This is a genomic window from Kitasatospora sp. NPDC029312 (genome assembly GCF_055569215.1).
The window spans coordinates 40,274-63,352 of sequence record NZ_JBVHXY010000017.1 but is presented as its reverse complement, the minus strand read 5'-3'; the positions used below and the strand labels follow the sequence as shown (position 1 = coordinate 63,352).

Here is a 23,079-nt window from a genome sequence, read left to right as displayed (position 1 = left end):
GGCGTCGCCGCCCCACCCCTGGGGAGAAGAGCAGGCTGCCCAGGAGGGGGGAAGGGAAGGAAAAGGGGGGGGAGACGGGGGGGGGCCCGGGTCGGGAGACCGGGCCCCACTCGCCGGGCACGGGGACGGGGACAACAGCCGGGGTCAGCAGGCGAAGTCGATCAGGCGGAACGTCACGTAGTGGTCACTGGTGTAGTAGTCCTCGTGGTACCGCTGGCCGGTGACGATCCGGCGGGCGCCACGGGTCGGCGCGCCGGGGGTCACCACGGTGTACTCGTGGTAGTAGCCGGATCGCTGGGCGGGCAGTACGTGCTCGTTGTTGCTGAACACGGTGCCGTCCCGGCGGTACGGGAACGGCCCGCCGGCGGCGATCAGGTGGAGGGTGGTGCGGCCCTGGGAGGGCAGGGCCGACAGGCACACCTTGCCGCTCACCGTGGCCTGCGCCTCGGTGGCGACGGCGACGGCGACGGGCGCGAGGGTGGCCAGGGTGACGACGGCGGTGGCGGCAACACGCTTCCACGCGCGTAGAGTTCGGGTCATGCCAACCAGGATGGCGAGCCGCGGAGCCCGCCGGAAGCCCCGTCCGGAGTCTTCATCTCCGGTCAACTCGCGGTACTCACCGATGACTTGAGCGAGTCAGCGGGCCGCTCCGCGCGGTCGTCCTCGACGGCCTTCGGCATGGCCGACCGTCGGCACCGGCCGGACACGGGTCCGCCGCCGCCGATGGGGGCGGCGGCGGACAGCGCTGCTCAGCCGCGCGGCAGCACCAGGGACTGCACCGCCGCGAGCTTGCGCCAGTCGCTCGACACGATGCTGGCGTGCGCCCGGGCCAGCTGTTCGGTGCGGGCCTTCGCCTGGTCGGCGGTCGGGTCGGTGGCACTGATCTGCGGCGCGACGTTCTGGGCGTCCGTCATCGCCAGCAGGTAGTGCGAGCGGTCGTACCATGCGGTGTCGATGCCGCTGAGGTAGGCGGCGGCGTCGCCGTCGAAGACCACGAACCAGGGGCGGATCCCGGCGTCCGCGCCGGCGTACTTGGCGCGCGGGTCGCCGGCCGCCGCGCCGTGCACCGCCGGGAACAGCTGGGCCTGGCCGATCCGTCCGGCCGCGGCGAGGTCCCGCAGGTGCCGCCCGTACTCGACGTCGGTGTGCAGGGTGTCGAAGGGGTTGCTCTCCTCGACCGTTCCCGGGATCGCGTAGAGCAGCACCCGCCCGGCGAGCGCCGAGCGGGTCGGCCAGTTGCCCGCCCGCACCGCCTCGTCGACCGTGGCGTACGAACCGCCGCCGGGCTTGGCCAGCAGGTCGGCCGGGCGCAGCACGGCGTTGCCCAGGTGGGCGGCGATCAGCGCGTCCAGCTGGTCCGGGCCCATTCCCATGTTCGCGGCGAAGCCGCCCTTGAGTTCCAGCTTGACGACCAGCGGTCCGGCGCCCGGGTGGGCGCCGAGCCAGACCCGGACGTCGTCGAGGCAGTGCTCCAGGTTCTTGTTGGTGCCGCCGCCGTAGAGCTGGGCTGGGGTGTCCGCGGCGGTGCAGTTGTTGGAGTTGCCGAGCGGGTTGGAGTGGCTGACCTTCCACTCCTTGGTGACGACGTCCGTCCAGAGGTCCAGCTCGATCATCCCGGTGCCGGTGTCCAGGCCCTGGGCGAGGTACGGGTAGGCGGCCGGGTCGTAGGTGTTGTGCAGTCCGACGGTGGTGGCCGAGCCGAACGGCAGGTCGCCCGTTTCGCCCTCGGCGGCCGCGGGTGCGGCGGTCGTGATCAGGGCCGCTGCGGCGGCGGTCAGGCCGGCTGCCATGAAGCCGGCCAGGGTACGGCGTACGGTCATCGGAATCGTCCCCCCAGGGTTCGGTCGCGTCGGCCGCCCGCGCGGGCCGCCCGAGGAAGCATCGCCTGCCGGGGCGTGCATCCCGTGAAGAAGACACGACAATAGCGTGACGACTCCCCCACGCCCGCAGGGGGGCCGGGCCCGCACTCCCGGCCGGCGCGAGAGGCATCCGCAGGGCGCCACGCCCCGGATGTGACGAAGCATCAGGCTGTCGTACCCGCGCGCTAGCGTGACTCGCGAACACCGTGATGACGAACATCGCGATGACGAGCACCGTGCTCACGAGCGCAGCGTTCGAGAGCGCAGCGTTCGAGAGCAGCGCGTTCAAGAGCACCGAGCAGCGGAGGTAAGCCATGTCCCTGGTCCGCGTCCACAACTTCTCGATCTCCCTCGACGGCTACGGCACCGGCGAGGGCCAGAGCCTCGAGCAGCCCTTCGGTCACGCCTCCCATCGGCTGCACGAATGGTTCTTCCGCACCCAAACCTTCCGGCGGATGCACGGCGAGGCGGGCGGCGAGACCGGTATGGACGACGCGATGGCCCGCGCCTGGGGCGACGACATCGGCGCGGAGATCATGGGGCGCAACAAGTTCGGCCCGCAGCGCGGCCCTTGGCAGGACGAGGACTGGCGGGGCTGGTGGGGCCCGAATCCGCCGTTCCACACCCCGGTGTTCGTGCTCACCCACCACCCGCGCCCCAGCCTGGTGATGGAGGGCGGCACGACCTTCCACTTCATCGACGCCACCCCCGAGGAGGCGCTCAAGCAGGCCCGTGAGGCGGCCGGGGGCAAGGACGTCCGGATCGGCGGCGGCCCGCGCACCGTCCGCGCCTTCCTGCAGGCCGACCTGATCGACCACCTGCACGTGGTCGTGGTGCCGATCGTGCTCGGCCGGGGCGAGTCGCTGTGGGCCGGGCTCGAGGGCCTGGATCAGCGCTTCGACAGCGAGGCGGTGAGCAGCCCGAGCGGCGTCACCCACCTCACCTTCACCCGCCGCAGGGCCTGACGCGGAACGGGCGGCCTCCCCCGCACCCTCGGGGAGGCCGCCCGACACACCGGCCCGGTCAGTCCCGGTCAGGCCCGGTCAGTCAAGGCCCGATCTCACTCAGACCCGGCCCGACCTGGCTCAGGCCTGGTCAGACCCGGTCGGCCGCGATCAGCACGTACTGGAAGGAGCCGTCCTTGTAGGACTCGATGAACGCCTCCTCGATACCGGTGACCAGCGAGGTGGTGTTGCGGAGCTCCCAGTAGGGCAGCGTGTCGGGGGTCAGGTCGATGACGGCCTGCGGCACCAGGCGGTTGTCGGCCATCGCCCGCAGGTACTCCCGGCGGGAGTGGATGTTGCACTCGAAGTGCGCGTTGATCTGCGAGACCCACTTCGACGGCTGCCCGTACTTCGGGTTCCAGCAGCCGGTGATGGTCACGTACCGGCCGCCGACGGCCAGCACCCGGGAGTGCTCGGCGAAGAGGTCGTGCAGATCGACGTACATGCTGGACTCGTTGTTCCAGGAGCCGGCGGCCGAGCCGTTCTCGAAGGGCATGTCCAGCATGTTGGCCACCCGGGAGCGGACGAAGTCCCCGATGCCCAGCTCGGCGGCGCGCTTGTTGCCGAAGTCGGCCTGCTGGGTGGAGAGGGTCAGCCCCTCGACCCGGCAGCCGAAGCGCTGGTGGGCCATGACCATCGAGCCGCCGCGGCCGCAGCCGGCGTCGACCAGGAGGCCGTCGGCCGGGATGTCACCGAGGTGGTCGAGCAGCACGTCCGCCTGGGCGGACTCCAGGCGGTGCAGCTCGGCGATGACCTTCTTCTCACGCTCGCTGTCGGCCGGGTCCCCGAGCGCCTGCTGGTCGATCGCGCCGATGCCGTAGTGGTGGTGGTAGAGGCCGTCGACGTCACCCAGGCGAAGGTTGACCGGGCGAGCCTCGTGGTCCCAGTAGCGCGCGATGTCGCCCTGGTAGGGAGTCGCCGGGCCGGGGATGGCGCTGCCGGGGGTGGTGAGGTCGTCGGTCACGGACATGGGTCAACTCCAGTTTTCTCAAGGGTGGTTACCGGAAACGGGTGATTGCCGGAACGAGGGCGACTGCCGGGGCGGTGCGACCGGGAACGGCACTCACCAGAAGTCGGGCAGCGTGTAGCGGTAGGTGTTGGTCTGGTGCCAGTAGTGGTTGCCGTCGACCCACGCGGCGACGCCGCGCAGGAACCGTACGAGCGTTGGCACCGGGCAGGCCACGGCCAGCGCGGCCGCCTCGGCCTCGAAGGCGTGCATCAGCTCGTTGTGCACCTCGACGGCCTTCAGGTAGCCCTCCTTGTGCGAGACGCCCTCGCGTTCGGAGATCACCACGGGCAGGTTGAGGTGCAGTCCGGGGCCGGCCAGCTCCTTGGTGTACGAGTACAGGTCGTTGACGATGGTCGTCGCGTTGGCGGCGAGCGCGATCACCCGCTGCATGGCGGGCAGCGCGTGCAGCTCGGCGGGCAGCTCGTAGCCGCCGACGGTGTCGGTGATGGTCGGGCAGGGGCGGAAGTTGTTGAACTGGCGCATCGCCAGGTACTCCCACACCTCCGGCACGTGACCGGCCTCGTCCCAGGCGGCCTCCGCCAGGTACCCCAGGTGCAGCCGCGCCATGTCGTGCCGGAAGCGGTCCGCCTGGGAGGGAGTGGCGGCGCGGACGAAGTAGTCCATCGCCGAGCGGTACGAGCGCCGGGGCGGGTCCTCGGAGAGCGAGGCCTCCCAGGCCGGGTGGTACTCGGCCGTGGTGTGGAGCGGATCGAGCGCGGTGTGCGCCAGCAGCAGGCGGCTGCCCAGGCCGACCGGCGAGCCGCCGAGGTCCTCGCAGTAGCAGTCGTCCACGGCGTTCTCGGCGACCATCAGGCGGGCCGCGAGCATCAGGTGGTCGATGCTGGGCGCGTCGGGGTGGCAGGCCACCATGTAGCGCCCGGTGGAGAACCCGTCGAAGTCCTTCTCCCACTCCGGGGGGTAGAGCTCGATCTCGTCGATCGCCCAGGCCTTGATCCTCAGGCTGAGCGCCTCCACCCGGACCGGGTCGGGCTCGGCGATCGGGTGGTGGTAGAGGCCCGGGACGGGGTCGCCGGTCCTGGGCTTGCCCCCGGTCGGCGCCTCGGCGGCCGACGCCGGGCCGGGCAGCCCGGGCAGGGACGGCACCACACCGGCCGGCCCTGGCAGGAGCGGCGCCAGACCGGCCGGCCCGGGCAGCGGTGGCGTCTGGACCTCGGGGGTCTTGTTCTCGGGCAGGACTTCCCCGGGCACGGCGGCCGCTGCCGCCGGGGCCTGGGCCACCGCGAGCTGCGGCGCCAACTGCAGCCCGGCGGTGCCGAGTCCGCTGGGCCCGCGCAGGATCCGCTCGATGGCAGTGGTGTTCATGCGCCCACCGCCGGCACGAGGGCGTTCGCGGGCGGTGAGGGCGGTGAGTCCGGTTCGGTGCGCACGGGCATGGAGCCTCCTCTGAGAAGGACCGCAGGATGTGACGGGCTGTCATCCCGCCGCCGCGAAGGGGAACTCCACGCCAACGGACCCCGTCTCGCTCGTTGCCCAACCGTAGGCGCGAAGGCGCGTTCCGGAACGCAATGGACGATCTTCTACACCCGATAAGGTGAACGTTCCGGTGTGCGGCGTTTGAAGGCACCCCCGTCCTGCAGCCGTCCACCCCGCTCTCCGGCGCGTCACCGGGGGCCGGCACCCTCTCCTCCGGCCGCGGACCGCGTCAACCCAGCGTGACCGGGCGCGCCCGGCGAGGCGCGGTCACGGGGTCGCCCGCCCCGCCGAGCGGTTCCGCCCGCGGCCATCCGCATAAGAAGGAGAAGAATGGCCTGGGCCCCGTCGAGGACACGGGGCCGGGAAGGAAGACCAGCGCATGGAGAGCCAGGCCCGCAGTCGCACCGCACTCGTCGAGGACCTCATGGAGCGCTTCCCCGACGTACCCCGGGAGGCGGTGATCAAGGAGGACCTGCTGCGCGGGGGCATGGCCTTCGACGAGTCGGCCCTCAGCGGCAGCTCCGGCGCCGACGGGGGCGGCGAGGTCAAGCCGAAGTCGTACTTCATCTTCTCCTTCGACCACCGCACCCTGCCCGAGCTCGGCGCGGCCGCGCTCAACCGGCCGCCGGAGGAGGTGGTGCTGACCGGCGGACCGTACGGGCTGCGCCGCACGGTGGTGTCGGTGCGGGTCAACCCGAACTCGCCGTACCGGGTGGGGGCGGGCGAGGACGGCACCCTCGGCCTCTACCTGGACGGCGCCCGGATCGCCGACGTCGGCCTGCCGCCGATGCCGGACTACTACCGGCACACCCTGGCCAACGGCAAGTCCGTGATGGAGGTCGCCCCGACCATCCAGTGGGGTTACCTGATCTACCTCACGGTGTTCCGGGTCTGCCAGTACTTCGGCGCCAAGGAGGAGTGCCAGTACTGCGACATCAACCACAACTGGCGCCAGCACAAGGCGGCCGGCCGCCCGTACACCGGGGTCAAGCCCGTCGAGGAGGTGCTGGAGGCCCTGGCGCTGATCGACGAGCACGACACCGCCCGGGCCTCCCAGGCCTACACCCTCACCGGCGGCGCGATCACCTCGCAGGTCGGCGGCCGGGACGAGGCCGACTTCTACGGGCAGTACGCCAAGGCCATCGAGGAACGCTTCCCCGGCCGCTGGATCGGCAAGGTGGTCGCCCAGGCGCTGCCGCGCGACGACGTCCAGCGCTTCCGCGACTACGGCGTGCGGATCTACCACCCCAACTTCGAGGTGTGGGACAAGCGGCTGTTCGAGCTCTACTGCCCCGGCAAGGAGCGCTACGTCGGCCGGGACGAGTGGCACCGCCGGATCCTCGATTCGACCGAGGTGTTCGGCGCCGAGAACGTGATCCCCAACTTCGTGGCGGGCGTCGAGATGGCCGAGCCCTTCGGCTTCAGCACGGTCGACGAGGCGATCGCCTCCACCCGGGAGGGCCTGCGCTTCTTCATGTCGCACGGCGTGGTCCCGCGGTTCACCACCTGGTGCCCCGAGCCCACCACCCCGCTCGGCAAGGCCAACCCGCAGGGCGCACCGCTGGAGTACCACATCCGGCTGCTGCAGACCTACCGGGCGACTCTGGAGGAGTTCGGCCTCTCCTCCCCGCCCGGTTACGGACCGGCCGGTCCTGGAAAGGCCGTCTTCTCGGTCAGCTCCTTCATGGACTCCCTGTCGGGGTGAGCCCGCTCCCGGCGGTGCCGCACCCGGCCGGGGGTGGCACCGCCGGTCCGCTCGACCGTCGGCCCGCTCAACCGCCGTTCAGCGGGCGGACGGTGAGGATCTGCTCGGCGCGGCCGACCGGACCGTGGACGTCGTGCAGGACGGTGCTGGTGACACCGTGTCCGGCCGGGCCGAAGGTGACGGCGGTGTCCAGGCCGGTCCAGCGGCCCGCCGGACGGCGGTGGAGGTGGACCGTCAGATCGGTGTTGGGGAACATCCACTCACTGGGCTCCTCGCGGACGGCGATGCCGTTGGCGGTGTCCACCAGGGCCAGGAACGAGGCGTGCGGGCTGCTGGGCTCTCCTGCGACCAGCTCCAGCGGGGTGGAGACCCAGGCGGCGGCGCGACCGGGAGCGGTGAGGCGGTGCCGGACGTCGATCGAGGCGATGTAGCCGCCGGACCATCGCCCGCTCATCGCCCACGGCTCGAACTCCTCGGGCGCGGGCAGCGGTTCGTCGTGGGTCCCGGCGACGGCGGTGGTGTCCAGCTCGGCCAGGAACCAGGCCCGGGCCCGGACCACCGCGCGGTCGCCCACGGTGGCCACCGCCTCCACCAGCTCGATGGTGCGGCCCGGCCGGATGGTCTCCACCGTGATCTCGAGCTCGTCCAGGGCGATCAGGCCGAGTATGTCGTAGCTGATCCGGGCCAGGGCCAGGCCGTCGGCGGGGCGGCCGGCCCGGTAGCGGTCGATCGCGTGGGCGATCAGGCCGCCCACCGGACTGAAGTGCTGCTCCTCGGGGTGCCAGGCGCCCTGCGCGTGGCCGGTCGGCTTGTAGCGGTGCTCGCCGGTGCGCTGGTAGTAGCTGTCGGGCGCGGCGGTGGGGGTGGGGCTGGTCAAGGTGCGCTTCTCCTCGGGCCGGGTCGCGGGGAGCCGGGCGGGCGCCGCAGGACTCCGGCGTCCGCGATCACGATCGTAGGAGGCCGAACGGCACCGGAGCCTGTGATGCGCCCCACACCCCGCGCCCGCGCCCGCGCCCGGCATCATCGCGCCCGGCGCCGTACCGCCCGGCCCCGGCCGGGCCCCGCCCGTTGCCAGCGGTCAGTGCGCCGCGAGCGGGTAGTGGTCGGAGAGGTCGTTGTAGGTGTAGCTCTTGCCCCAGCTGCTCACCGTCCAGGGCGCGCTGTGCCCCCGCAGCACCTCGTTGGTGTACTGCTGCGGGCGGGCGTGGTCGGCCCGGTAGAGCACGTAGTCGAGGTCCTCCTTGGGCTCGCCCGGGTAGCGGTAGGCGGCGACGGAGTTGTCGGTCGTGTCGAAAGAGTACGGCCAGCCGGTGCGGGCGGAGGCAGGGACGAGGTTGCCGTTGTCCAGCAGGGCCTGGTACTCGGATCCGTGCGAGTCGATGTTGAGGTCCCCGGCGACCACGATCGGCTCGTCGGCCGGGATCCGCGTGGCGTCCAGGAAGGCCCGCATCGCGCCGAGTTGCCTGGCCCGGACGGTGGCCGCCTGTCCGCTCGCGCAGCCGGAGTCGGTGGACTGCAGGTGGGTGCCGACCACGTGGGTGCGGCGGCCGTTGACGTCCAGCACCGCGTAGACGAAGCCCTTGTTGGACCACCAGTCCGAGCCGCAGGCGTCCTTGTAGACGTACTGCTCCTTGCGCAGGATCGGCCACTTGCTGAGCAGGGTGACCCCGCCGTCCTCGGGGGTGGTGGAGCTGTAGCTGCCCCAGGTGGCGTCCCAGCCGCCGGTGGAGCGGCCGACCACGGGTGTGTGGTACGGGTAGGCGGCCGCGGCCTTGGCGGTCAGCGCGTCGGAGGCCGCGTTGTCGAAGGCCTCCTCCAGCACGACCACGTCGTGGCCCTGGAAGAAGTCCGCCGTGGCGATGGACTGAGCGCGCTGCTGCTGGCCCCAGTTGGGGTAGAGCGAGGTGCTCATCAGGAAGGTGTTGTAGGTCAGGACGTCCAGCGGCGGCGCGGTGACCGGAGCGCTCTCCGCGGCGGCCGGGACGGTGCCGAGGGCGGCGAGCACGGTGGCGGCGGCAGCGGCGGCGAGGGCGCGGCGTGGGGACGGCAGGGACATCTGGTCTCCGTGGGGGCGTGGCGGGCCCGCCGGTTCGCGGGATGTTGTGCATCCAACTTCGGTGCGTGCACGGCTCGCAAGACTTCCGGCGAGCATTCGGTGAATTCGTTCGGAACAGGGCTACCGGCCGGTTCGAGCCGGTGCGGTGCAAGGCTGGTGACGCGGAGTCAGGCCTTGGGGGTCCGCTCTTCGGCAGGCGGGCGGTCAGCCCGGGGTCGGACCCCGGTCTTCCGGCTGTCAGGGGCTGCCGTCACACTGTCGCGGGCACGAACACGCACCACCGATCGGGGGGCAGCATGGCCGACAGCAGCAAGAAGAAGCAGAAGAGACCGCCCGCCGCCGGGGCCTCCCGGCCGGCGAAGCCCGTGCGCAAGCGGGCGCGCAAGGACGCTCCGCTCGCACCCCGCACGGTGCGCCGGACGGCGGTGCTGGTCGGCGTGCTCGCACCGGTGCTGATCATCGGGTTGCTCGCGCTCGCCACCAACCCGGACTACCAGGTCGGCTGCACGGTCCTCGCGGTGCTGGTCCTGATGGCGGCCGTGGTGGGGCTGATGCTCGTCCGCAGCACCGGGTGGGTGGTCTGGCCCGCCGTCCTGCTGGGAGTGCTGCTGCTGGTGATCCCGACACCCGCCATCCGCGCACAGCTGCTCTCCCACCGCGGGGTGGAGGCCAGGGTGGTCATCACCGCGGCCCACAGCGCCAAGGACAAGACGGGCAAGGTCGGCTGGACGTGCGCCATCCGCCGGGAGGACGGCCGGACCCTGCCCCACGGCACGATCGAGGGCACCGGTTGTTCGGGCGGTTCCGTCGGCACCACCGCGACCGTCGTGGTCGACCCGGACGAGTGGGCCCCGCCCGCCACCAGGGACGAGGACCTCTCCTTCCGCGGCAGCGGTGTCTACGTCACCGGCGCCGTCGCCGCCCTGTGGGCCGCGCTCACCTTCGGCGCCGCGCACCGCACCCTCCGAGGGCGCGGCGGCCGCAAGGGCGGCAAGTAGCAGCCGGCCCGGACGCCCCTGGGTTCTCGGGCCCCGGGCACCGCGCGCTTCGCGCGTGGCGCTATGGTGCCGCGGTGAACGAACTGGTGTTCCGCGGCAAGGACCTGGTCCGGCCCTCCTGGCCGCACCTCTCGCTGCTTCTCCTCGTGTTGGCGATCGAGGCCGTCGTCGTCACTCTGCAGCTCGGTGTGGGGCCGATGCTCGTGATCCTCGGCGGGACCCTCGTTCTGTCCCTCCTGGCCTTCCTGGTGACCTGGCGCTCCTGGAGCAGGGTCGGGGCCGACGGCATCACCATCTGCTGGGGCATCGGGAGCGGACGCACCCACCCTTGGCAGGAGATCCGGTGGGTCGACGTGCGGGAGACCAAGGGCAACGCCACCCGCGCCTACGCGGCACGGATCTTCCTGGCGAACGGCCGTCGCCGCTCGCTGCCGGGCCTCCAGACCAGCACGCTCTACCCGATCGAGGAGTTCCAGGCGAACTTCCAACGGGTGCTCGGCTGGTGGCAGGCGAGCACGACCGACGCCCAGCGGGTGATGCCGGGCAGGCAGGCCCGGGACTGGATCACGCCTCAGGTCGCCGGCGTCCTGCTCGGGGTCGCCTTCGTGGCGGTCACCGTTCTCGTCGTCGTGGCGCGTCAGTGAGGAAGGCGCTGGGTCCGACCGAGTCGCAGCCCGACTCCACCGAGCACAACGGAGGGCGATCGAGCCGAACCGAATCCAACTGAACCGATCAGTCGTCAACGGGTGCGTCGCCGGCGGGGCCGGGGCCGCACCCCGTTCATGTCCCGGCCAGGCCGTCGAGCAGGGCGAGGGCGTCCTCGACCGAGCCCGCCGGGTCGGTGACGGGGTAGAGCACGCCGCGGACGGTGCGGGAACCGTCGAGGACCAGGGTGAGCCGCTTGAGGCGGTCCACACCGGCGGCCCGGAAGGTGGGCAGCCGGAGGGAGGCGGCGAGTTCCAGCCCGGCGTCCGAGAGCAGTGGGAACGGGATCCGCGCGTGCTCGGCAAAGGCCGCCAGCTGGTCCGGGCGCTGGGTGCTGACGCCGTAGACGGCGGCGTCGCGGGCGGCGAACTCGCCCATCCGGTCCCGGTAGGTGCAGGACTCCAGCGTGCAGCCGGTCGCGCCGGGGATCGCGCTCCAGCCCGGCGGATAGTCCGTACCGCCCGGCGCGTAGGCGCCCGGGTAGCAGTACAGCACCGTCCAGGCGCGGTCCGCGTCCACCGGGTCGACCGGCCCGCCGGAGGCGGCGGCGAGTTCCAGTTCGGGCAGTCGGCGGCCGGTCAGCGCCATGACCCGGCGGGTCTCGGCGGAGTCGGCGGTGCTGGTGCCGGAGAGCGAGCCGTCACCCAGGACGTACCGTCCGCCCCAGTCCTGCAGGGCGACCAGTACCGGCAGCAGCCCGCGCCCGGCTCCGGTCAGGTGGTACTCGTAGCGCGGCGGGTGCGGGTGGTAGAGCCGCTTCTCCAGCACGCCGTCGGCGACCAGTGCCTTGAGCCGCTCGGTGAGCACCTTCCGGCTGATGCCGAGTGCGTTCTGCAGCGCGTCGAACTGGTGGGTGCCACCGGCGACGTCCCTGATCAGGAGCAGGGTCCAGGTGTCGCCGACCACGCTCAGGGCCTGGGAGATCGCGCAGTCGGGGTCAGCCGCTTCGGTGTGCCGCATGATCATTGATTATAGTGAGTTCCCAAACGGAACTCACTCGGTCCCGGACCGGGTGGCGGCAAGGGGGTGGACGTGACGGCGGAACCGACCGGAGCGGTGGACAGCACGGACACGGAGGCGCCGACGGGACCGGTGCACGCGGCGCGGCCCGGCGGTCGAGGCGACAGCGGGCGGGGAGAAGCCGGGCGAGGAGACGACGGGCGAGGGCAGAGCGGGGCGGCGGCGTTCTGGCGCTACTGGACCGCCTCGACGGTCAGCCGGCTCGGCGACCAGGTGACGGCGGTGGCCCTGCCCCTGATCGCGGTGGTCACCCTGCACGCGTCGGCGTTCCAGGTCGGCCTGATCACGGGTGCGGCCTACGCCGCGTGGCTCCTGATCGGACTGCCGGCCGGCGTGCTGGTCCGCCGGCTGCCCCTGCGCGGCACCCAGGTCGCGATGGACCTGCTCCGCGGCGTCGCCGTGGCCTCGGTGCCGGTGGCGGCGGGCCTCGGCGCGCTGGGGCTGCCACAACTCGTCGCCGTGGCGCTGATCGTCGGCTTCGCGAGCGTCGTCTTCGACGTGGGCAACTCCACCTTCCTGCCCACCGTCGTCCCGAAGGAGCAGCTGACCGCCCGCAACAGCCTGGTCTCCGGCAGCATCGCGGCGACCGACCTGGCCGGGCCGTCGCTGGGCGGCGTGCTGGTCCAGTTGGTCGGCGGCGCGGCGTCGATGCTGCTGGACTCGGTCAGTTACCTGGCCTCGGCGGCGCTGCTCGGCAGCCTGCCGCGCACAGGGCTACCGGCCGCCGAACGGGCGGGCGGCGCCGGCATGCGGGAGCAGATCCGGGAGGGCTGGCGGTTCGTCACCCGGCACCCGGTGATCAAGCCCTGCGTCGCCGACGCCACCGCGGTGAACTTCGTCTGCGGCGGTCTGATGACGCTGACCCCGGTGTTCCTGGTCCGCACCCTCGACGCGTCGGCCGCCATGGTCGGCGCCCTGATGGCCACCGGCGGCCTCGGCAGTCTGCTCGGCGCCGCCGCCACACCCCGTCTGGTCGCCCGGATCGGCACCGGCCGTGCGGTGTGCTGGGGCGCGGTGGTCGCCACCGCCTTCGCACTGCTGCTCCCGCTGGCCGGCGCCGGCTGGGGGACGCTGGTCTTCGCCCTCGGCAACGCCGGGTTCTCCGCCGGGGTCGTGGTCACCAGCATCGTGACCCGTACCCACCGGCAGACCCGGACGCCGCCGGAGCTGCTGTCCCGGGTGATGGCCACCGTCCGATTCGTCTCCTGGGGCGCGATCCCGGTCGGTGCCCTCGCCGCCGGTGCCGCGGCGGCGGCCTGGGGACCGCGCACGGCGCTGCTGCTGTTCGCCGTGAGCAGCGTGGCCAGCCCCGCCGTCCTGCTGGCGAGCCCGGTCCGCCGGATGCGCGAACTGGCCTGAGCCCGGCCGGGCGCGCCACGGCCGAGCGGGGACGGCGAACCGACAAAGCGGACCCGAACGACGTCGCCCGCCGCAAGTCCTGCGGCATCCCCGCAGAGCTCGGCCGTGCGAACGGCCGAGCTCGGCAGGCGGGTTGAGCACGATCACCGGGAGATGACGCAGTCCCTCGGCCTGGCGCACGTCGAGGGCCGAACCTCCGGCGGCCGGCCCGACCACGTCACGTTCGCCTCCCTCGCCCACGCCTTCTGCACCCTGCGCAGACCGGCTACCGCCCCAGAGACGCGGCGCCGGCTGCCACCGCGACACAGCCTCGGGAGCACCGACCTGACCAAGCCTCTCCTAGCGCAGGGCTGCGGCCGCGCGTACTTCGGCGAGCGCTTGCCGTGCCAGCGGGCCGAAGTCCTCGCTGTTGTCGGTGTCGATCCACTGGTCGTAGGCGATCTCCCAGACGAGCGTGCCCAGTTTCGCGGCCACGCGCGCGGTCAGGCTCGGGACTCCACGCCGGTTGAGGGCCTCGATCATCGAGGCGGTGAGGTCGATCCTCTTCAGGGCTTCGCGTTCCCGCAGTTCCGTGTTGGCGTTCAGCACGGCTTGGCGCCGGCGGCTGAACTCGCGGCGGTCAGTGGTGAAGAACGTCCGGCCGAGCGCATCGAGGGCGTGCGCCACCGCGTCGAGCGGCCCGGCCGCCGGCGGCGCCGAGGCGATCCCTTCGACGAGCAGACCGCTCACCGTGCCCCCGCCGAACAGCACCTCGCGCTTGTCCGGGAAGTACCGGAAGAACGTGCTCTTGGTGAGCCCCGCCCGTTCCGCGATCTCGATCACGGTCGTGTTCTCGTAGCCGTGCTCCTCGAAGAGGTCGAGGGCGGCGGCGGCGAGTCGTCCGGGTGCGTCGGGTTGCCAGCGTGCCATGGGGACAGTGTACGGGACTTCGTCCCATCACTGGTGTACAGTCGATGAGACCAAGTCCCATCACTGGCCAGGAGAGGTCACCGATGAGTAAAGCTGTCCGCTACCAGCGATTCGGCGGTCCCGAAGTGCTCGAACTGCAGGAGATACCCGAGCCGCACGCCGCACCGGACGAGGTCCGCGTCCGGGTCACGGCTGCCGGGCTGAATCCGATGGATTGGCAGATCACCACCCAGCCCGACATGGCGGCGCGGTTCGGCATCACCCTGCCGGCCGGGTTCGGCAGCGACTTCGCCGGAGTGGTGGACGAGGTGGGCGCCGAAGCCACCGGATTCGCGACCGGCGACCGGGTGTACGGGGCCGCGATCGGCCGGTCCGTCGCTGATTTCGTGCTGGTCAAGACGCCTGCGGCACACCTATGGCCCACCCCGGAGGGCGTCGGCGACGAGGTGGCGGCCACGCTTCCGGTGTCCGCCCTGACGGCCTCCGCCGCCCTCACCGCGATCGGGCTCCACCCCGGGGACACCGTCCTGATCGGCGGGGGCGCGGGTGGCGTGGGCGTCTTCGCCGTGCAGCTGGCGAAGCTCGCGGGTGCCCGGGTGCTCGGCACCGCCTCCGAGGGCACGTTCGGATTCCTGCGCGGGCTCGGCGCCGAACCCGTGGCGTACGGCGCCGGCCTGGCGGACCGGGTGCGAGCCCTGGCGCCCGAGGGGATCACCGCCGCGACCGACCTGTTCGGAAGGGATGCGGCCGAAACCGCACTCAAGCTCGGTGTGTCACCCGAGCGGATCTCCGTCGTGGCCGACGGCCCCGCCCCGCCGCCGGGTGTGCGCAAGACGGGCGCCCTCGACGCGCGTCCGGGCGCCCTGGAGCGGATCGCCGCCGCGATCAGTTCCGGCGAGATCACGGTGCCGATCGCGGCGACCTTCCCGGTCGAGCGGATTCGCGAAGCCGTGACGATGCAGGCCGAGCGGCATGTCCACGGAAAAATCGTGATCGCCCTGTGAAACGGCGCAAACTGGACCCGGCGACCAGGATCAACAGTCAAGCCGCGTTCGCGATTCAGCCCGCAAACCTACGAGATCGGATGCGGCGGGTGATCGCGGCGTTGAGCACGACCACCGGGGGATGAAGCAGGCCTAGAGGCCGCTCGGCCAGTTGTAGCTGCTCGGCACGGTGACGGATGCGTTCTCGGCGGCCGTGCCGTACACCAGGGCGATCTCATCGTGGGCGTGCAGCGTGATCGCCGCCGGGTCGCCGCCCACCGGCTTGCCGTTCACGTACGCGGTCAGCGTGTGGGTGGCGTCGGTGCGCAGGCCGCCGAGGTGGTCGGCGGAGGTGGAGACCTGCCATTCGGTCAGGAACTGGCCCAGCGTGAAGTCGGCGTTCACCGGCGACTCGATGTGGAGGACGCCGGTGGTGTCGTGGGTGTGCAGCGGACTGATCCGTTGGGCGCTCTCGTCGATGCCGACCAGCGCGGGCACCGTCACCGCCTGTCCGTCGGCGTACACGTCGAGGTGTGCGTGGATGTGCAGGGCCGTGCCCTCGGCGCCGAGCATCGGCAGGCCGGCCGCCTTGACGGCCGCCGCGACGTCGGCGGGCGCGTCCCAGGGCGGCGGGGTGGTCCGGCCCTCGGCGGTCGTGCGCGGGTGCGCCGGCACCCCGGAGGGCGGGGACGAACTCTGGTTCGTCGCGATCACGACGGCGATCCCACCGAGCACCGCGAGCACGAGCAGGCCGATCACCCCGCCCACCAGCCACCGCCGTCGCCGCGCGCGGCGGACCTCGGCGGCCCGGAGTGCGGCCGCGTGGGCCCGCCGTCCGGGCGGCTCCGGGTTCTGGACTGACATCGGCGCCCGCCTCCTCGGTCGAGGTAGCTGCCCTTTCAGCCTCGCAGAGTCGACCCGGCTCGGCGCGTCGGGCCCGGGCGGGAGGCCGGCGGCCACGGGCGGGAACGCAGCGGCCCCGGCTCCCGCGCTGGCGGGAGTCGGGGCCGGAGCGTGCGCGGCTCAGTCAGCTCAGGTCAGCGCGGGTCAGCTCAGCGCTGGCCCGGGTAGCCCCCGGGCTGGCCCGGGTACGGCACGTCCGGGACCTGCGGCGGGTAGGGCGGCTGCCCCTGCGCCGGCACCGGGGCGCCCGGCTGCGGCGGGTACGGCTGCCCCTGGGGGGCCGGGTAGCCCTGCGGCGGCGCCGGGTAGGGGTTGGCCGGCGCCTGCGGGTACGCCTGCTGCGGCGGATAGGGCTGGCCCTGCGGCGGGTAGGGCTGCTGCGGCGCCGGGTACCCCTGCTGCTGCGGAATCATCGGCTGGCCCGGCATCGCGTGGCCCGGCATCGGCTGGCCCGGCATCGGGTACGGCTGGCCCTGCGGCGTGTCGAACGGCTGCGAGGACGCGTCGATCGACCCGGGCGGGAAGGCCGCGCTCAGCTGATCCATCTCGGCTCGCCAGATGCGGTGGATGTTCAGGCGCATCGGCTTGGCGTCGCCCGGCATCTGGAGGTACATCGAGCTCCAGATGCTGGCCCGCTTGACCCGGCTGACCGGGAAGGCGTTGCGCGGGAAGGCCGCGACGACGTCGCCGGGGCGGTTGGTCCAGCGACTGGCCGCGTTGACCACCACGTGGGTGTTGGTGAGCGTCAGGAAGTAGTACCGGCGGGTCAGGATGATGATCAGACCGAGCAGCGGAATCTCACCGAAGACGCCGTTGAGCCACGGGCTGGGGCCGCTCTCCGCGTGCACGCAGGCGATGAAGGTCTCCCCAGGAGGCGCCACCTGCGAGAGCTTCTCGATGACCTGGGCCTTCTGCTTGGCCCGGAGAATTGCCATATGTTCGTCCCTCTTACCCCGTCTTGTCCGCCGACTGTTCGCGGCGGGAAATCGGCTGAGGTTAGCAGGTGGTGATGAGGCCTCGAACACCGCCGTGGTCAGCGACGACCCTGTCCCGAGGCGTCGACACCAGCCGGGTCACACCGTCGGCCGGATCCCTTAAAGGCAGGGTCAAAAACCGCGTGTCACCTTGCTGATAATGTGATCACCTTGTATGTGCTGCGGTGCGTTTCACCGCAGGGGAGGGACCGGCCTGGCCCCGTTCGATCAGGCCCCGTCACACAGGAGAAGGACCATCAACACCGTCATCCGCAAGGCCGCCAACGGCGCCCTGCCCGTCGCGGTCACCGCTTCCGTCCTCGCCACGGGCCTCACCGCCTGCGGCACCGCCGAGCAGCTGTCGGCCGCCCAGAAGGTGACGAAGGCCTTCGACAAGATCGGTGACGGCAAGTCGGCCGGCTTCACGCTCTCCGTGGACGCCACCCCCGAGCAGATCATCGCGTTCGCCAAGGCCACCGGAGAGGAGACCGACGAGACGAGCGCCCGCGGCCTGTCCGGGCTGTCCCTTTCCGTCGCCGTCTCGGCCGACAAGCCGCTCAAGGACGTCGACGCCTTCAAGAACGCGAAGGCGAACGAGAAGAAGGACCTCTCGCTCGACAAGTCGGTGCGGGTCTCCTACGTGGTCGCGGACCGCAAGGGCACCCCGCTCCTCGAATACCGCCAGCTCGACGCCAAGGCCTACCTGCACGCCGACGTGAAGAGCGTGCTGAAGCTGACCGGCCAGGACCCGTCCGAGGTCGACACCGTCGCCCAGGACCTGCCCGCGGAACTGAGCGGCGCCAAGGCCGTGTTGAACGGCAAATGGGTCTCGTTCGAGCTCCAGGAGCTGGCGGACGAGGCCAAGAAGAACGACGGCACCAAGGGCGACAAGCCCGCCGCCGTGCCCTCGGTCGACCCGGAGACCGGCAACCAGCTCCTCAACTCCCTGAAGGACGTGTTCAACCGGACCGTCACCTTCGAGGACAAGGGCACGAAGGACGGCACCGAGCACATCTGGATGAGCGCCCCCGCGCGCACCGCGGTGGACGAGCTGTACAAGGCGGTCAAGCCGCTGGCCGGCAAGTTCCCGCAGCAGTTCAAGGACTTCCCGACCGAGGCCCCGAAGAACGTGCCGGACACCAAGGTCGGCGTGGACCTCTTCCTCAAGGACGGCGCGTTCTCCTCGGCCACCTTCGACCTGGCACAGCTGGACCGCAAGGCCGGCCCGGGCGTCAACTTCCCGGTGAAGCTCGCCTTCAACCGGGCCGCGCCGAACGTCCAGGCCCCGGCCGACGCGGTGAAGATGACCGGCGACGACCTGATGAAGACCTTCCTCGCTCTGGCCACCGGCGGCGCCGACGGCGCCGAGGACGGTGCCGGAGCGGGCGACGTCCCGCCCGTCACCGAGGCCGCGCCGCTGACCGACGCCCAGCTCAAGGAGCTGGCCCGGCTCGGCGTGCCCGAGGCGCAGGCCCGCGCCTTCAACAAGATCGGCATGAGCTTCGAGGACATCAAGTCCATCGCTCAGGAGAAGTGATCCTCCGGCGCCACCGGCCGGCCGCTCCCGCACCGGGCGCCCGGCGCTCAGCGCCGTGATCGGCGGTCCGTCAAGGCACTGAGTCGCGCAGGCCGCTTACCGGATGGCGCAGTACGCGTACCCGGTAAGCGGCCTGCGGCCGGTGAAAGTCCGGGTCAGGCGTGCGCCGCGGCGCACTCCGGGTGGCCCCAGCTCGCGCCCACCTTGGTGATCTTGTCGCCCTTGGCGTACGGGCGGCTGCACGGGCAGGTGCCGGGGAAGCGGGCGTTCAGCGCGCGCGAGCCGGTGCGCTTGACGCTGCTGCCGGTGCTCCCGGTACCGCCACTCCCCCCGGTCCCGGTCGTGGCGGCGACCCGGGGGCCGCGCGCCTTGGGCGCCTTGGCGGCCGCGGCCGGGTCGGGCACCGGCAGGTCGGCGGCGGTCCCCGCGGCGGCCTGCTGGGTACGGGCGGCGTCACTGGCGGCCTTGTCGGCGATGGCGTTCAGCGGGTCCCCGTCCACCTGGTGGGCGGGGACGTACATGAAGGTGACGTCCCTGCCCTCCAGCAGCTCGTCGATCCGCTGGATCAGCTCGCGGTTGGCGACGGGCTTGCCCGCGGCCGTCTTCCAGCCGTTGCGCTTCCAGCCCTTGAGCCACTTGGTCACCGAGTCACGGGTGTAGGTGCTGTCGAGCCTGACCTCCAGCGGCACCGCCGGGTCCGTGGCGGACAGCAGTTGCTGAAGGGCCGTCAGCTCACCGATGTTGTTGGTGCTGTGCCCCAGCGGCCCGGCCTCCCAGCGCTGGGGCACCCCGGCACTGTCCGCGACCACATAAGCCCAGGCCGCCGGGCCCGGATTGCCCTTGGCCGCCCCGTCACACGCTGCAATGACTCGTTCCACCATGCCCCCGATCATGCCTGGTCAGACGGCCACTCGCCAAAGCCGCTCGCTTCGACCAGCCGCGACTGCGCGCCCACGCCCGTTCTCACCGCGGACACCGCCCCACAGGGCCCCGAGGCACGGCTCGGTACCAACGGGTGTGCCCGGCCACGCCCCAGTCGGTGCGGGCGGCGTGCCGCAGCACGCGCAACCGAGTGCGTCCGCACCGTCCCCGGTCCGTAACGCCCACGCCCGGAACGGCGCCGGCCCGTAGCGATGCGGGATCACGGCGCCTTCCCCGGTTCGACCGGCAAGCGTCAGGAGCCTGCGGCCTCCTGGTCCTCGGTGAGCGGGAAGTCCGGCCACGTGTCCATCAGCGCGGCCGAACCGGTCGACATGTAGAGGCCCGGGCCGCCTTGTGCGCCGCAGCCGAAGCCTCCGTGGACGACGCCGATCTGGTAGAAGACCTCGCGGCCCGGCACGGTGCGGAAGAGGGGGCCGCCGCTGTCGCCCTGGCAGGCGTCGCGACCCTCGCGGCCGGCGCAGACCATGGTGTCGGGGTCGAATCCGCCCGAGATCGAGCACTCTTCGTGGGCCAGGAGCGGCACGTCGACGCGGTGCAGCCGGTCGGGCTTGTGGAAGAGGACGTCATCGGTGAAGCCCCAGCCGAGAACCGTGGCCGCCTGGCCGGGGCGCAGCTGCGCGTCGGTGCCCCGGGTGGGCAGCCGCACCGGCGTGATGCCGTGCACCGCCCCCTCCAGTCGCACGGCCGCCACGTCGTAGTCGCCCCTCTCCGGGTCGTAGCGGGGGTGGATCCTGACGTCCTCGACGTGGCGGAACTGGCCCTTGCCGGTGTCGGACAGCTGGGCGCGGCCGACGACGACGTCGAATCCCGCCTGCTCCCAGCCCCAGACGCAGTGAGCAGCGGTCAGCACCCACTCGGGGGCGATGAGGCTGCCGCCGCAGAACTGGTTCTGGTAGTCGTTCTTGTCGGGGTTCTGGAGGAGCAGCGCGGCCATGAACGGGTAAGCGTCGTCGGCGACCTCGGTGCCGCCGATGATCCGGCTGTGCGGAGCGGCTTCCGCGGTGCGCCGGGTGGAGGACGCATCGGGGGTGCCGGCTGCCAGGAGGGCGGCCGTCACGGCCGCGGTGAGACCGATCGTCATACCGTGGCGGAGGCGGCCACGGGCGGCACGGAAGAGCATGAGGGACTCCCTGTCGCAGGCGCGGGTCGACGGTCGGAACCGTCATCGGAAGGTGGTCATTGGGCCCCGGCCGGAGGTTTTACGGAGCCGGTGGACCGTGGACGAACAGTATCGGGTCAGTCACTCTCCGACGCCGCGGCGACATTCCGCGGGTCGTCGACCGGGACCCATCGGGTCGGCGCGACGGCGTGCGGGCCGCACCGGCTGGGGATCCGCCGTAATCGGGTTGCGGGCGGGGCGCGGTAGCGGGAATCCTCCACGGATGGAGCTGGCAGAGCACGAGATCCCGCTGGGCGAGGTGACGCTGCGCCGTTTCCGCGGCGAGGCGGACCTCCCGGAGTTCTTCCGGGTCATCGAGGAGTCGCTGGAGCACCTGCGGCCGTTCATGCCGTGGGTCGCTGAGCACAGTCTGGCCCAGACGACCGAGTTCCTGGCCGAGCGGCCGGCGTTGTGGGAGAGCGGCCGGGACTTCACCTACGCGATCCTGCTGGACGGCGCGATCGTCGGCGCCTGCGGGTTGTTCCGGCGCGCGGACACCGCGGAGAACGGGCGGGAGATCGGCTACTGGCTGCACCCCGCCGCCACCGGCCGCGGGATCGCCACCCGGACGGCCCGGGCGCTGGCCGAGCAGGCCTTCCGGCTACCGGGTGTGGACTTCGTCGAGATCGTGCACGACCCGGCCAACCTGGCGAGCGCCGCGGTTCCGGCCCGGCTGGGCTTCTCCCAGCACCTGCGCCGCCCCGCCGAGGCGCTCGCCCCGGCCGAGACCGGCGAGGAACTGGTCTGGCGGCTGGAGCGCACCTGACGAGCCGGGCTGACGGTCTGACCGACTGCCGGACTGCCGGACTGCCGGACTGCCGGACTGCCGGACTGATGCCTAACGGACTGCCGGACGGCCGCGCTGAGGCGCTGACGGCCGGAGCCGGCGGACGGGCCCCGGCGGTCCGCCGCCGTGGGGGATGCGCGCGGACCGCCGGACGGCGCCGCCGGACGGGACGATCCGGTCGGGCGCCGTGGGAACGGACCCGGCCGGAGACCTCAACTCCGCGCGGAGCGCCCCATCTCGAACCCCGCGTTCCGGCCGCATTCCCTCTGCCACGGCGTCGCGCGTCCGTTCCCACGCCCAGGAGACCGTCCGGCGCCCAGGGCGATAACACTTTCTCCCGGCTTCTTCCGGCTCTTCCGGTTCTCTCCGGTCGACCGGTCCCCCACCGCTCGGCGGCCCGTCACGCCCACGCAGGGCGCCGCCACGTGGCAACCGGGTGAGCCGGACGCCGCCGCAGTCCCCGAATGGCAGACCGGCCGGTTCACCCGACGGCGAGCGGGTCCGCGACACCAGGCCGGAAAGCTTGTACAGGAACTTCCACTTCCCCATACTTCCGGACAGCGCCTGTCAGGGGCAGATCATCCTCCGTGCTTCCGGACAGCACCGGCAGGTGTCGGCCCGTCGCCTGACCGCGCCTCACGGCCCCCGACCCCCGGGGCCTCCCACTCCCAGGAGGAGATCGGTGAGGACTATGCGCAGGACCCCCCACACCGGCACCAAGCGCCGCACCCGCCTGCTGGCCGTGGCCCTCGGCCTGCTGACCGCGACCGCGGTCGCAGTGCCGGGCGCCACGGCCGCGCCCACCAACACCACCACCCCCGCCAACACCACCGCCCCCATCAACTCCACCGCACCCCTCAACACGGCCGCCCCCGAGCAGCTCACGGCCGTCAGCGACGCCGTCATGAACGCTGCGGTCGACGGCACGGCCTGGTACGTCGACCAGGCGGCCGGCCGGGTCGTGGTGACCGCCGACAGCACCGTCTCCCCCCAGGGGCTCGCCAAGATCATGCGCGCCGCCGGGCCGGGCGCCGCCAGCCTGACCATCCACCGCGTCGCCGGGGTGTTCACCCCGCTGCTCGCCGCGGGCGACGCCGTCTACGGCGGCCAGTACCGCTGCTCGCTCGGCTTCAACGTGGTGAGCGGCAGCACCTACTACTTCCTCACCGCCGGGCACTGCGGGAACGTCGCCAGCACCTGGTACACCGACCGGGCCCACACCACCGCTATCGGTCCGACCGTCAGCTCCACCTTCCCGGGCCACGACTACGCGCTGGTCCGGTACGACAACAGCGCACTGAACCACCCCGGCGGTTTCACCTCCGCCCCGAACGCCTACGTCGGCGAGCACGTCACCCGCACCGGCTCGACCAGCGGCACCCACACCGGCACGGTCACCGCGCTCAACGTCACCGTGCGCTACTCCGGCGGCGGCGCCGTCACCGGCCTGATCCAGACCAACGTCTGTGCCGAGCCCGGCGACTCGGGCGGCCCGCTGTACGAGGGCAGCAAGGCGCTCGGCCTCACCTCGGGCGGCAGCGGCGACTGCACGGTCGGCGGGACGACCTTCTTCCAGCCGGTCAACGCGGCGCTCGCCAACTACCACGTGAACGTGTACTGATCCGCAGAGCCCGAGCCGTGCGGCCGCCGCCCGGTGTGGGGGGGGGGAGGGGGGGGGGTTGGGTTTTGGTTCCGGCCCTCCTTTCTCTTTGTGTTATGTGTTCCACCCTTCCCTC

At 72.2% G+C, this 23,079-nt stretch carries 21 protein-coding genes; 9 read left to right on the top strand and 12 right to left on the bottom strand.

The window, feature by feature from the left end; all coding sequences use genetic code 11:
• Nucleotides 1–144: 144 nt before the first annotated feature.
• Both ACZ4WV_RS16320 and ACZ4WV_RS16315 read right to left on the bottom strand, forming a co-directional pair.
• Complete coding sequence (locus tag ACZ4WV_RS16320) at nt 145–540, bottom strand: guanyl-specific ribonuclease (RefSeq protein ID WP_465747079.1); 396 nt, start codon at nt 538–540, stop codon at nt 145–147.
• Nucleotides 541–749: 209 nt separating this feature from the next.
• Nucleotides 750–1,820 (bottom strand): phosphatidylinositol-specific phospholipase C domain-containing protein, encoded by a 1,071-nt coding sequence (locus tag ACZ4WV_RS16315; protein ID WP_465747077.1) that lies wholly within the window; start codon nt 1,818–1,820, stop codon nt 750–752.
• Between the two features lie 353 nt (nt 1,821–2,173).
• On the opposite strand from ACZ4WV_RS16315, the gene ACZ4WV_RS16310 reads away from it, so the two are divergent.
• Entirely contained in the window at nt 2,174–2,824 is a 651-nt protein-coding gene (locus tag ACZ4WV_RS16310) for a dihydrofolate reductase family protein (protein ID WP_465747075.1), read from the top strand.
• A gap of 130 nt (nt 2,825–2,954) precedes the next feature.
• On the opposite strand, the gene ACZ4WV_RS16305 is transcribed toward ACZ4WV_RS16310, so the two are convergent.
• Together ACZ4WV_RS16305 and ACZ4WV_RS16300 are read right to left on the bottom strand one after the other, a co-directional pair.
• Entirely contained in the window at nt 2,955–3,833 is an 879-nt protein-coding gene (locus ACZ4WV_RS16305; RefSeq protein WP_465747073.1) for a geranyl diphosphate 2-C-methyltransferase, read from the bottom strand.
• Nucleotides 3,834–3,926: 93 nt separating this feature from the next.
• Nucleotides 3,927–5,195 (bottom strand): family 2 encapsulin nanocompartment cargo protein terpene cyclase, encoded by a 1,269-nt coding sequence (locus ACZ4WV_RS16300; RefSeq protein ID WP_465747071.1) that lies wholly within the window; start codon nt 5,193–5,195, stop codon nt 3,927–3,929.
• Nucleotides 5,196–5,685: 490 nt separating this feature from the next.
• Here ACZ4WV_RS16300 and ACZ4WV_RS16295 point away from each other — a divergent pair, with 490 nt between their 5' ends.
• On the top strand, nt 5,686–7,011 hold the full coding sequence (locus ACZ4WV_RS16295; RefSeq protein WP_465747069.1) for a radical SAM protein: 1,326 nt from the start codon (nt 5,686–5,688) through the stop codon (nt 7,009–7,011).
• Nucleotides 7,012–7,078: 67 nt separating this feature from the next.
• Here the strand turns inward: ACZ4WV_RS16295 and ACZ4WV_RS16290 are convergent, their stop codons facing one another.
• Entirely contained in the window at nt 7,079–7,888 is an 810-nt protein-coding gene (locus ACZ4WV_RS16290) for a thioesterase family protein (protein ID WP_465747067.1), read from the bottom strand.
• A 201-nt stretch (nt 7,889–8,089) separates the two neighbouring features.
• Entirely contained in the window at nt 8,090–9,067 is a 978-nt protein-coding gene (sph, locus tag ACZ4WV_RS16285) for a sphingomyelin phosphodiesterase (protein WP_465747065.1), read from the bottom strand.
• Between the two features lie 296 nt (nt 9,068–9,363).
• Here sph and ACZ4WV_RS16280 point away from each other — a divergent pair, with 296 nt between their 5' ends.
• Nucleotides 9,364–10,065, top strand: coding sequence for a hypothetical protein (locus ACZ4WV_RS16280; protein ID WP_465747063.1), 702 nt, complete (start codon nt 9,364–9,366; stop codon nt 10,063–10,065).
• A gap of 74 nt (nt 10,066–10,139) precedes the next feature.
• Nucleotides 10,140–10,709, top strand: a complete 570-nt coding sequence (locus tag ACZ4WV_RS16275; protein WP_465747061.1) for a hypothetical protein — start codon at nt 10,140–10,142, stop codon at nt 10,707–10,709.
• Nucleotides 10,710–10,845: 136 nt separating this feature from the next.
• Here the strand turns inward: ACZ4WV_RS16275 and ACZ4WV_RS16270 are convergent, their stop codons facing one another.
• Nucleotides 10,846–11,730 (bottom strand): winged helix-turn-helix transcriptional regulator, encoded by an 885-nt coding sequence (locus tag ACZ4WV_RS16270; RefSeq protein WP_465747059.1) that lies wholly within the window; start codon nt 11,728–11,730, stop codon nt 10,846–10,848.
• Between the two features lie 72 nt (nt 11,731–11,802).
• Here ACZ4WV_RS16270 and ACZ4WV_RS16265 point away from each other — a divergent pair, with 72 nt between their 5' ends.
• Nucleotides 11,803–13,149, top strand: a complete 1,347-nt coding sequence (locus ACZ4WV_RS16265) for an MFS transporter (protein ID WP_465747057.1) — start codon at nt 11,803–11,805, stop codon at nt 13,147–13,149.
• Nucleotides 13,150–13,488: 339 nt separating this feature from the next.
• Here ACZ4WV_RS16265 and ACZ4WV_RS16260 read toward each other — a convergent pair whose 3' ends face one another.
• Nucleotides 13,489–14,058: a TetR/AcrR family transcriptional regulator gene (locus ACZ4WV_RS16260; protein WP_465747055.1), complete on the bottom strand. Its 570-nt coding sequence runs from the start codon at nt 14,056–14,058 to the stop codon at nt 13,489–13,491.
• Nucleotides 14,059–14,141: 83 nt separating this feature from the next.
• Here ACZ4WV_RS16260 and ACZ4WV_RS16255 point away from each other — a divergent pair, with 83 nt between their 5' ends.
• Nucleotides 14,142–15,062, top strand: coding sequence for an NADP-dependent oxidoreductase (locus ACZ4WV_RS16255; protein ID WP_465747053.1), 921 nt, complete (start codon nt 14,142–14,144; stop codon nt 15,060–15,062).
• Between the two features lie 132 nt (nt 15,063–15,194).
• On the opposite strand, the gene ACZ4WV_RS16250 is transcribed toward ACZ4WV_RS16255, so the two are convergent.
• Nucleotides 15,195–15,905: a hypothetical protein gene (locus ACZ4WV_RS16250; RefSeq protein WP_465747051.1), complete on the bottom strand. Its 711-nt coding sequence runs from the start codon at nt 15,903–15,905 to the stop codon at nt 15,195–15,197.
• 188 nt (nt 15,906–16,093) lie between these two features.
• A complete protein-coding gene (locus tag ACZ4WV_RS16245; protein WP_465747049.1) occupies nt 16,094–16,879 on the bottom strand; it encodes a hypothetical protein in 786 nt (261 codons plus the stop codon).
• A 214-nt stretch (nt 16,880–17,093) separates the two neighbouring features.
• On the opposite strand from ACZ4WV_RS16245, the gene ACZ4WV_RS16240 reads away from it, so the two are divergent.
• On the top strand, nt 17,094–18,455 hold the full coding sequence (locus ACZ4WV_RS16240) for a hypothetical protein (RefSeq protein ID WP_465747048.1): 1,362 nt from the start codon (nt 17,094–17,096) through the stop codon (nt 18,453–18,455).
• Between the two features lie 155 nt (nt 18,456–18,610).
• Here ACZ4WV_RS16240 and ACZ4WV_RS16235 read toward each other — a convergent pair whose 3' ends face one another.
• Both ACZ4WV_RS16235 and ACZ4WV_RS16230 read right to left on the bottom strand, forming a co-directional pair.
• Nucleotides 18,611–19,336, bottom strand: a complete 726-nt coding sequence (locus tag ACZ4WV_RS16235; protein WP_465747047.1) for a ribonuclease H family protein — start codon at nt 19,334–19,336, stop codon at nt 18,611–18,613.
• Nucleotides 19,337–19,629: 293 nt separating this feature from the next.
• Nucleotides 19,630–20,517, bottom strand: a complete 888-nt coding sequence (locus ACZ4WV_RS16230) for a S1 family peptidase (RefSeq protein ID WP_465747045.1) — start codon at nt 20,515–20,517, stop codon at nt 19,630–19,632.
• Between the two features lie 262 nt (nt 20,518–20,779).
• Here ACZ4WV_RS16230 and ACZ4WV_RS16225 point away from each other — a divergent pair, with 262 nt between their 5' ends.
• Nucleotides 20,780–21,322: a GNAT family N-acetyltransferase gene (locus ACZ4WV_RS16225; protein ID WP_465747043.1), complete on the top strand. Its 543-nt coding sequence runs from the start codon at nt 20,780–20,782 to the stop codon at nt 21,320–21,322.
• A 703-nt stretch (nt 21,323–22,025) separates the two neighbouring features.
• Entirely contained in the window at nt 22,026–22,964 is a 939-nt protein-coding gene (locus tag ACZ4WV_RS16220; protein ID WP_465747041.1) for a S1 family peptidase, read from the top strand.
• Nucleotides 22,965–23,079 lie beyond the last annotated feature (115 nt).

Excerpts from the sequence above, each read along its gene's own strand:
- ACZ4WV_RS16270 (WP_465747059.1), bottom strand. The coding sequence starts at position 11,730 with ATGCGGCACACCGAAGCGGCTGACCCCGACTGCGCGATCTCCCAGGCC.
- ACZ4WV_RS16255 (WP_465747053.1), top strand. The coding sequence starts at position 14,142 with ATGAGTAAAGCTGTCCGCTACCAGCGATTCGGCGGTCCCGAAGTGCTC.
- sph (WP_465747065.1), bottom strand. The coding sequence starts at position 9,067 with ATGTCCCTGCCGTCCCCACGCCGCGCCCTCGCCGCCGCTGCCGCCGCC.
- ACZ4WV_RS16225 (WP_465747043.1), top strand. The coding sequence starts at position 20,780 with ATGGAGCTGGCAGAGCACGAGATCCCGCTGGGCGAGGTGACGCTGCGC.
- ACZ4WV_RS16295 (WP_465747069.1), top strand. The coding sequence starts at position 5,686 with ATGGAGAGCCAGGCCCGCAGTCGCACCGCACTCGTCGAGGACCTCATG.
- ACZ4WV_RS16315 (WP_465747077.1), bottom strand. The coding sequence starts at position 1,820 with ATGACCGTACGCCGTACCCTGGCCGGCTTCATGGCAGCCGGCCTGACC.
- ACZ4WV_RS16280 (WP_465747063.1), top strand. The coding sequence starts at position 9,364 with ATGGCCGACAGCAGCAAGAAGAAGCAGAAGAGACCGCCCGCCGCCGGG.
- ACZ4WV_RS16260 (WP_465747055.1), bottom strand. The coding sequence starts at position 14,058 with ATGGCACGCTGGCAACCCGACGCACCCGGACGACTCGCCGCCGCCGCC.
- ACZ4WV_RS16305 (WP_465747073.1), bottom strand. The coding sequence starts at position 3,833 with ATGTCCGTGACCGACGACCTCACCACCCCCGGCAGCGCCATCCCCGGC.
- ACZ4WV_RS16245 (WP_465747049.1), bottom strand. The coding sequence starts at position 16,879 with ATGGCAATTCTCCGGGCCAAGCAGAAGGCCCAGGTCATCGAGAAGCTC.
- ACZ4WV_RS16230 (WP_465747045.1), bottom strand. The coding sequence starts at position 20,517 with ATGCTCTTCCGTGCCGCCCGTGGCCGCCTCCGCCACGGTATGACGATC.
- ACZ4WV_RS16235 (WP_465747047.1), bottom strand. The coding sequence starts at position 19,336 with ATGGTGGAACGAGTCATTGCAGCGTGTGACGGGGCGGCCAAGGGCAAT.
- ACZ4WV_RS16300 (WP_465747071.1), bottom strand. The coding sequence starts at position 5,195 with ATGAACACCACTGCCATCGAGCGGATCCTGCGCGGGCCCAGCGGACTC.
- ACZ4WV_RS16310 (WP_465747075.1), top strand. The coding sequence starts at position 2,174 with ATGTCCCTGGTCCGCGTCCACAACTTCTCGATCTCCCTCGACGGCTAC.
- ACZ4WV_RS16320 (WP_465747079.1), bottom strand. The coding sequence starts at position 540 with ATGACCCGAACTCTACGCGCGTGGAAGCGTGTTGCCGCCACCGCCGTC.
- ACZ4WV_RS16250 (WP_465747051.1), bottom strand. The coding sequence starts at position 15,905 with ATGTCAGTCCAGAACCCGGAGCCGCCCGGACGGCGGGCCCACGCGGCC.
- ACZ4WV_RS16240 (WP_465747048.1), top strand. The coding sequence starts at position 17,094 with ATGTGCTGCGGTGCGTTTCACCGCAGGGGAGGGACCGGCCTGGCCCCG.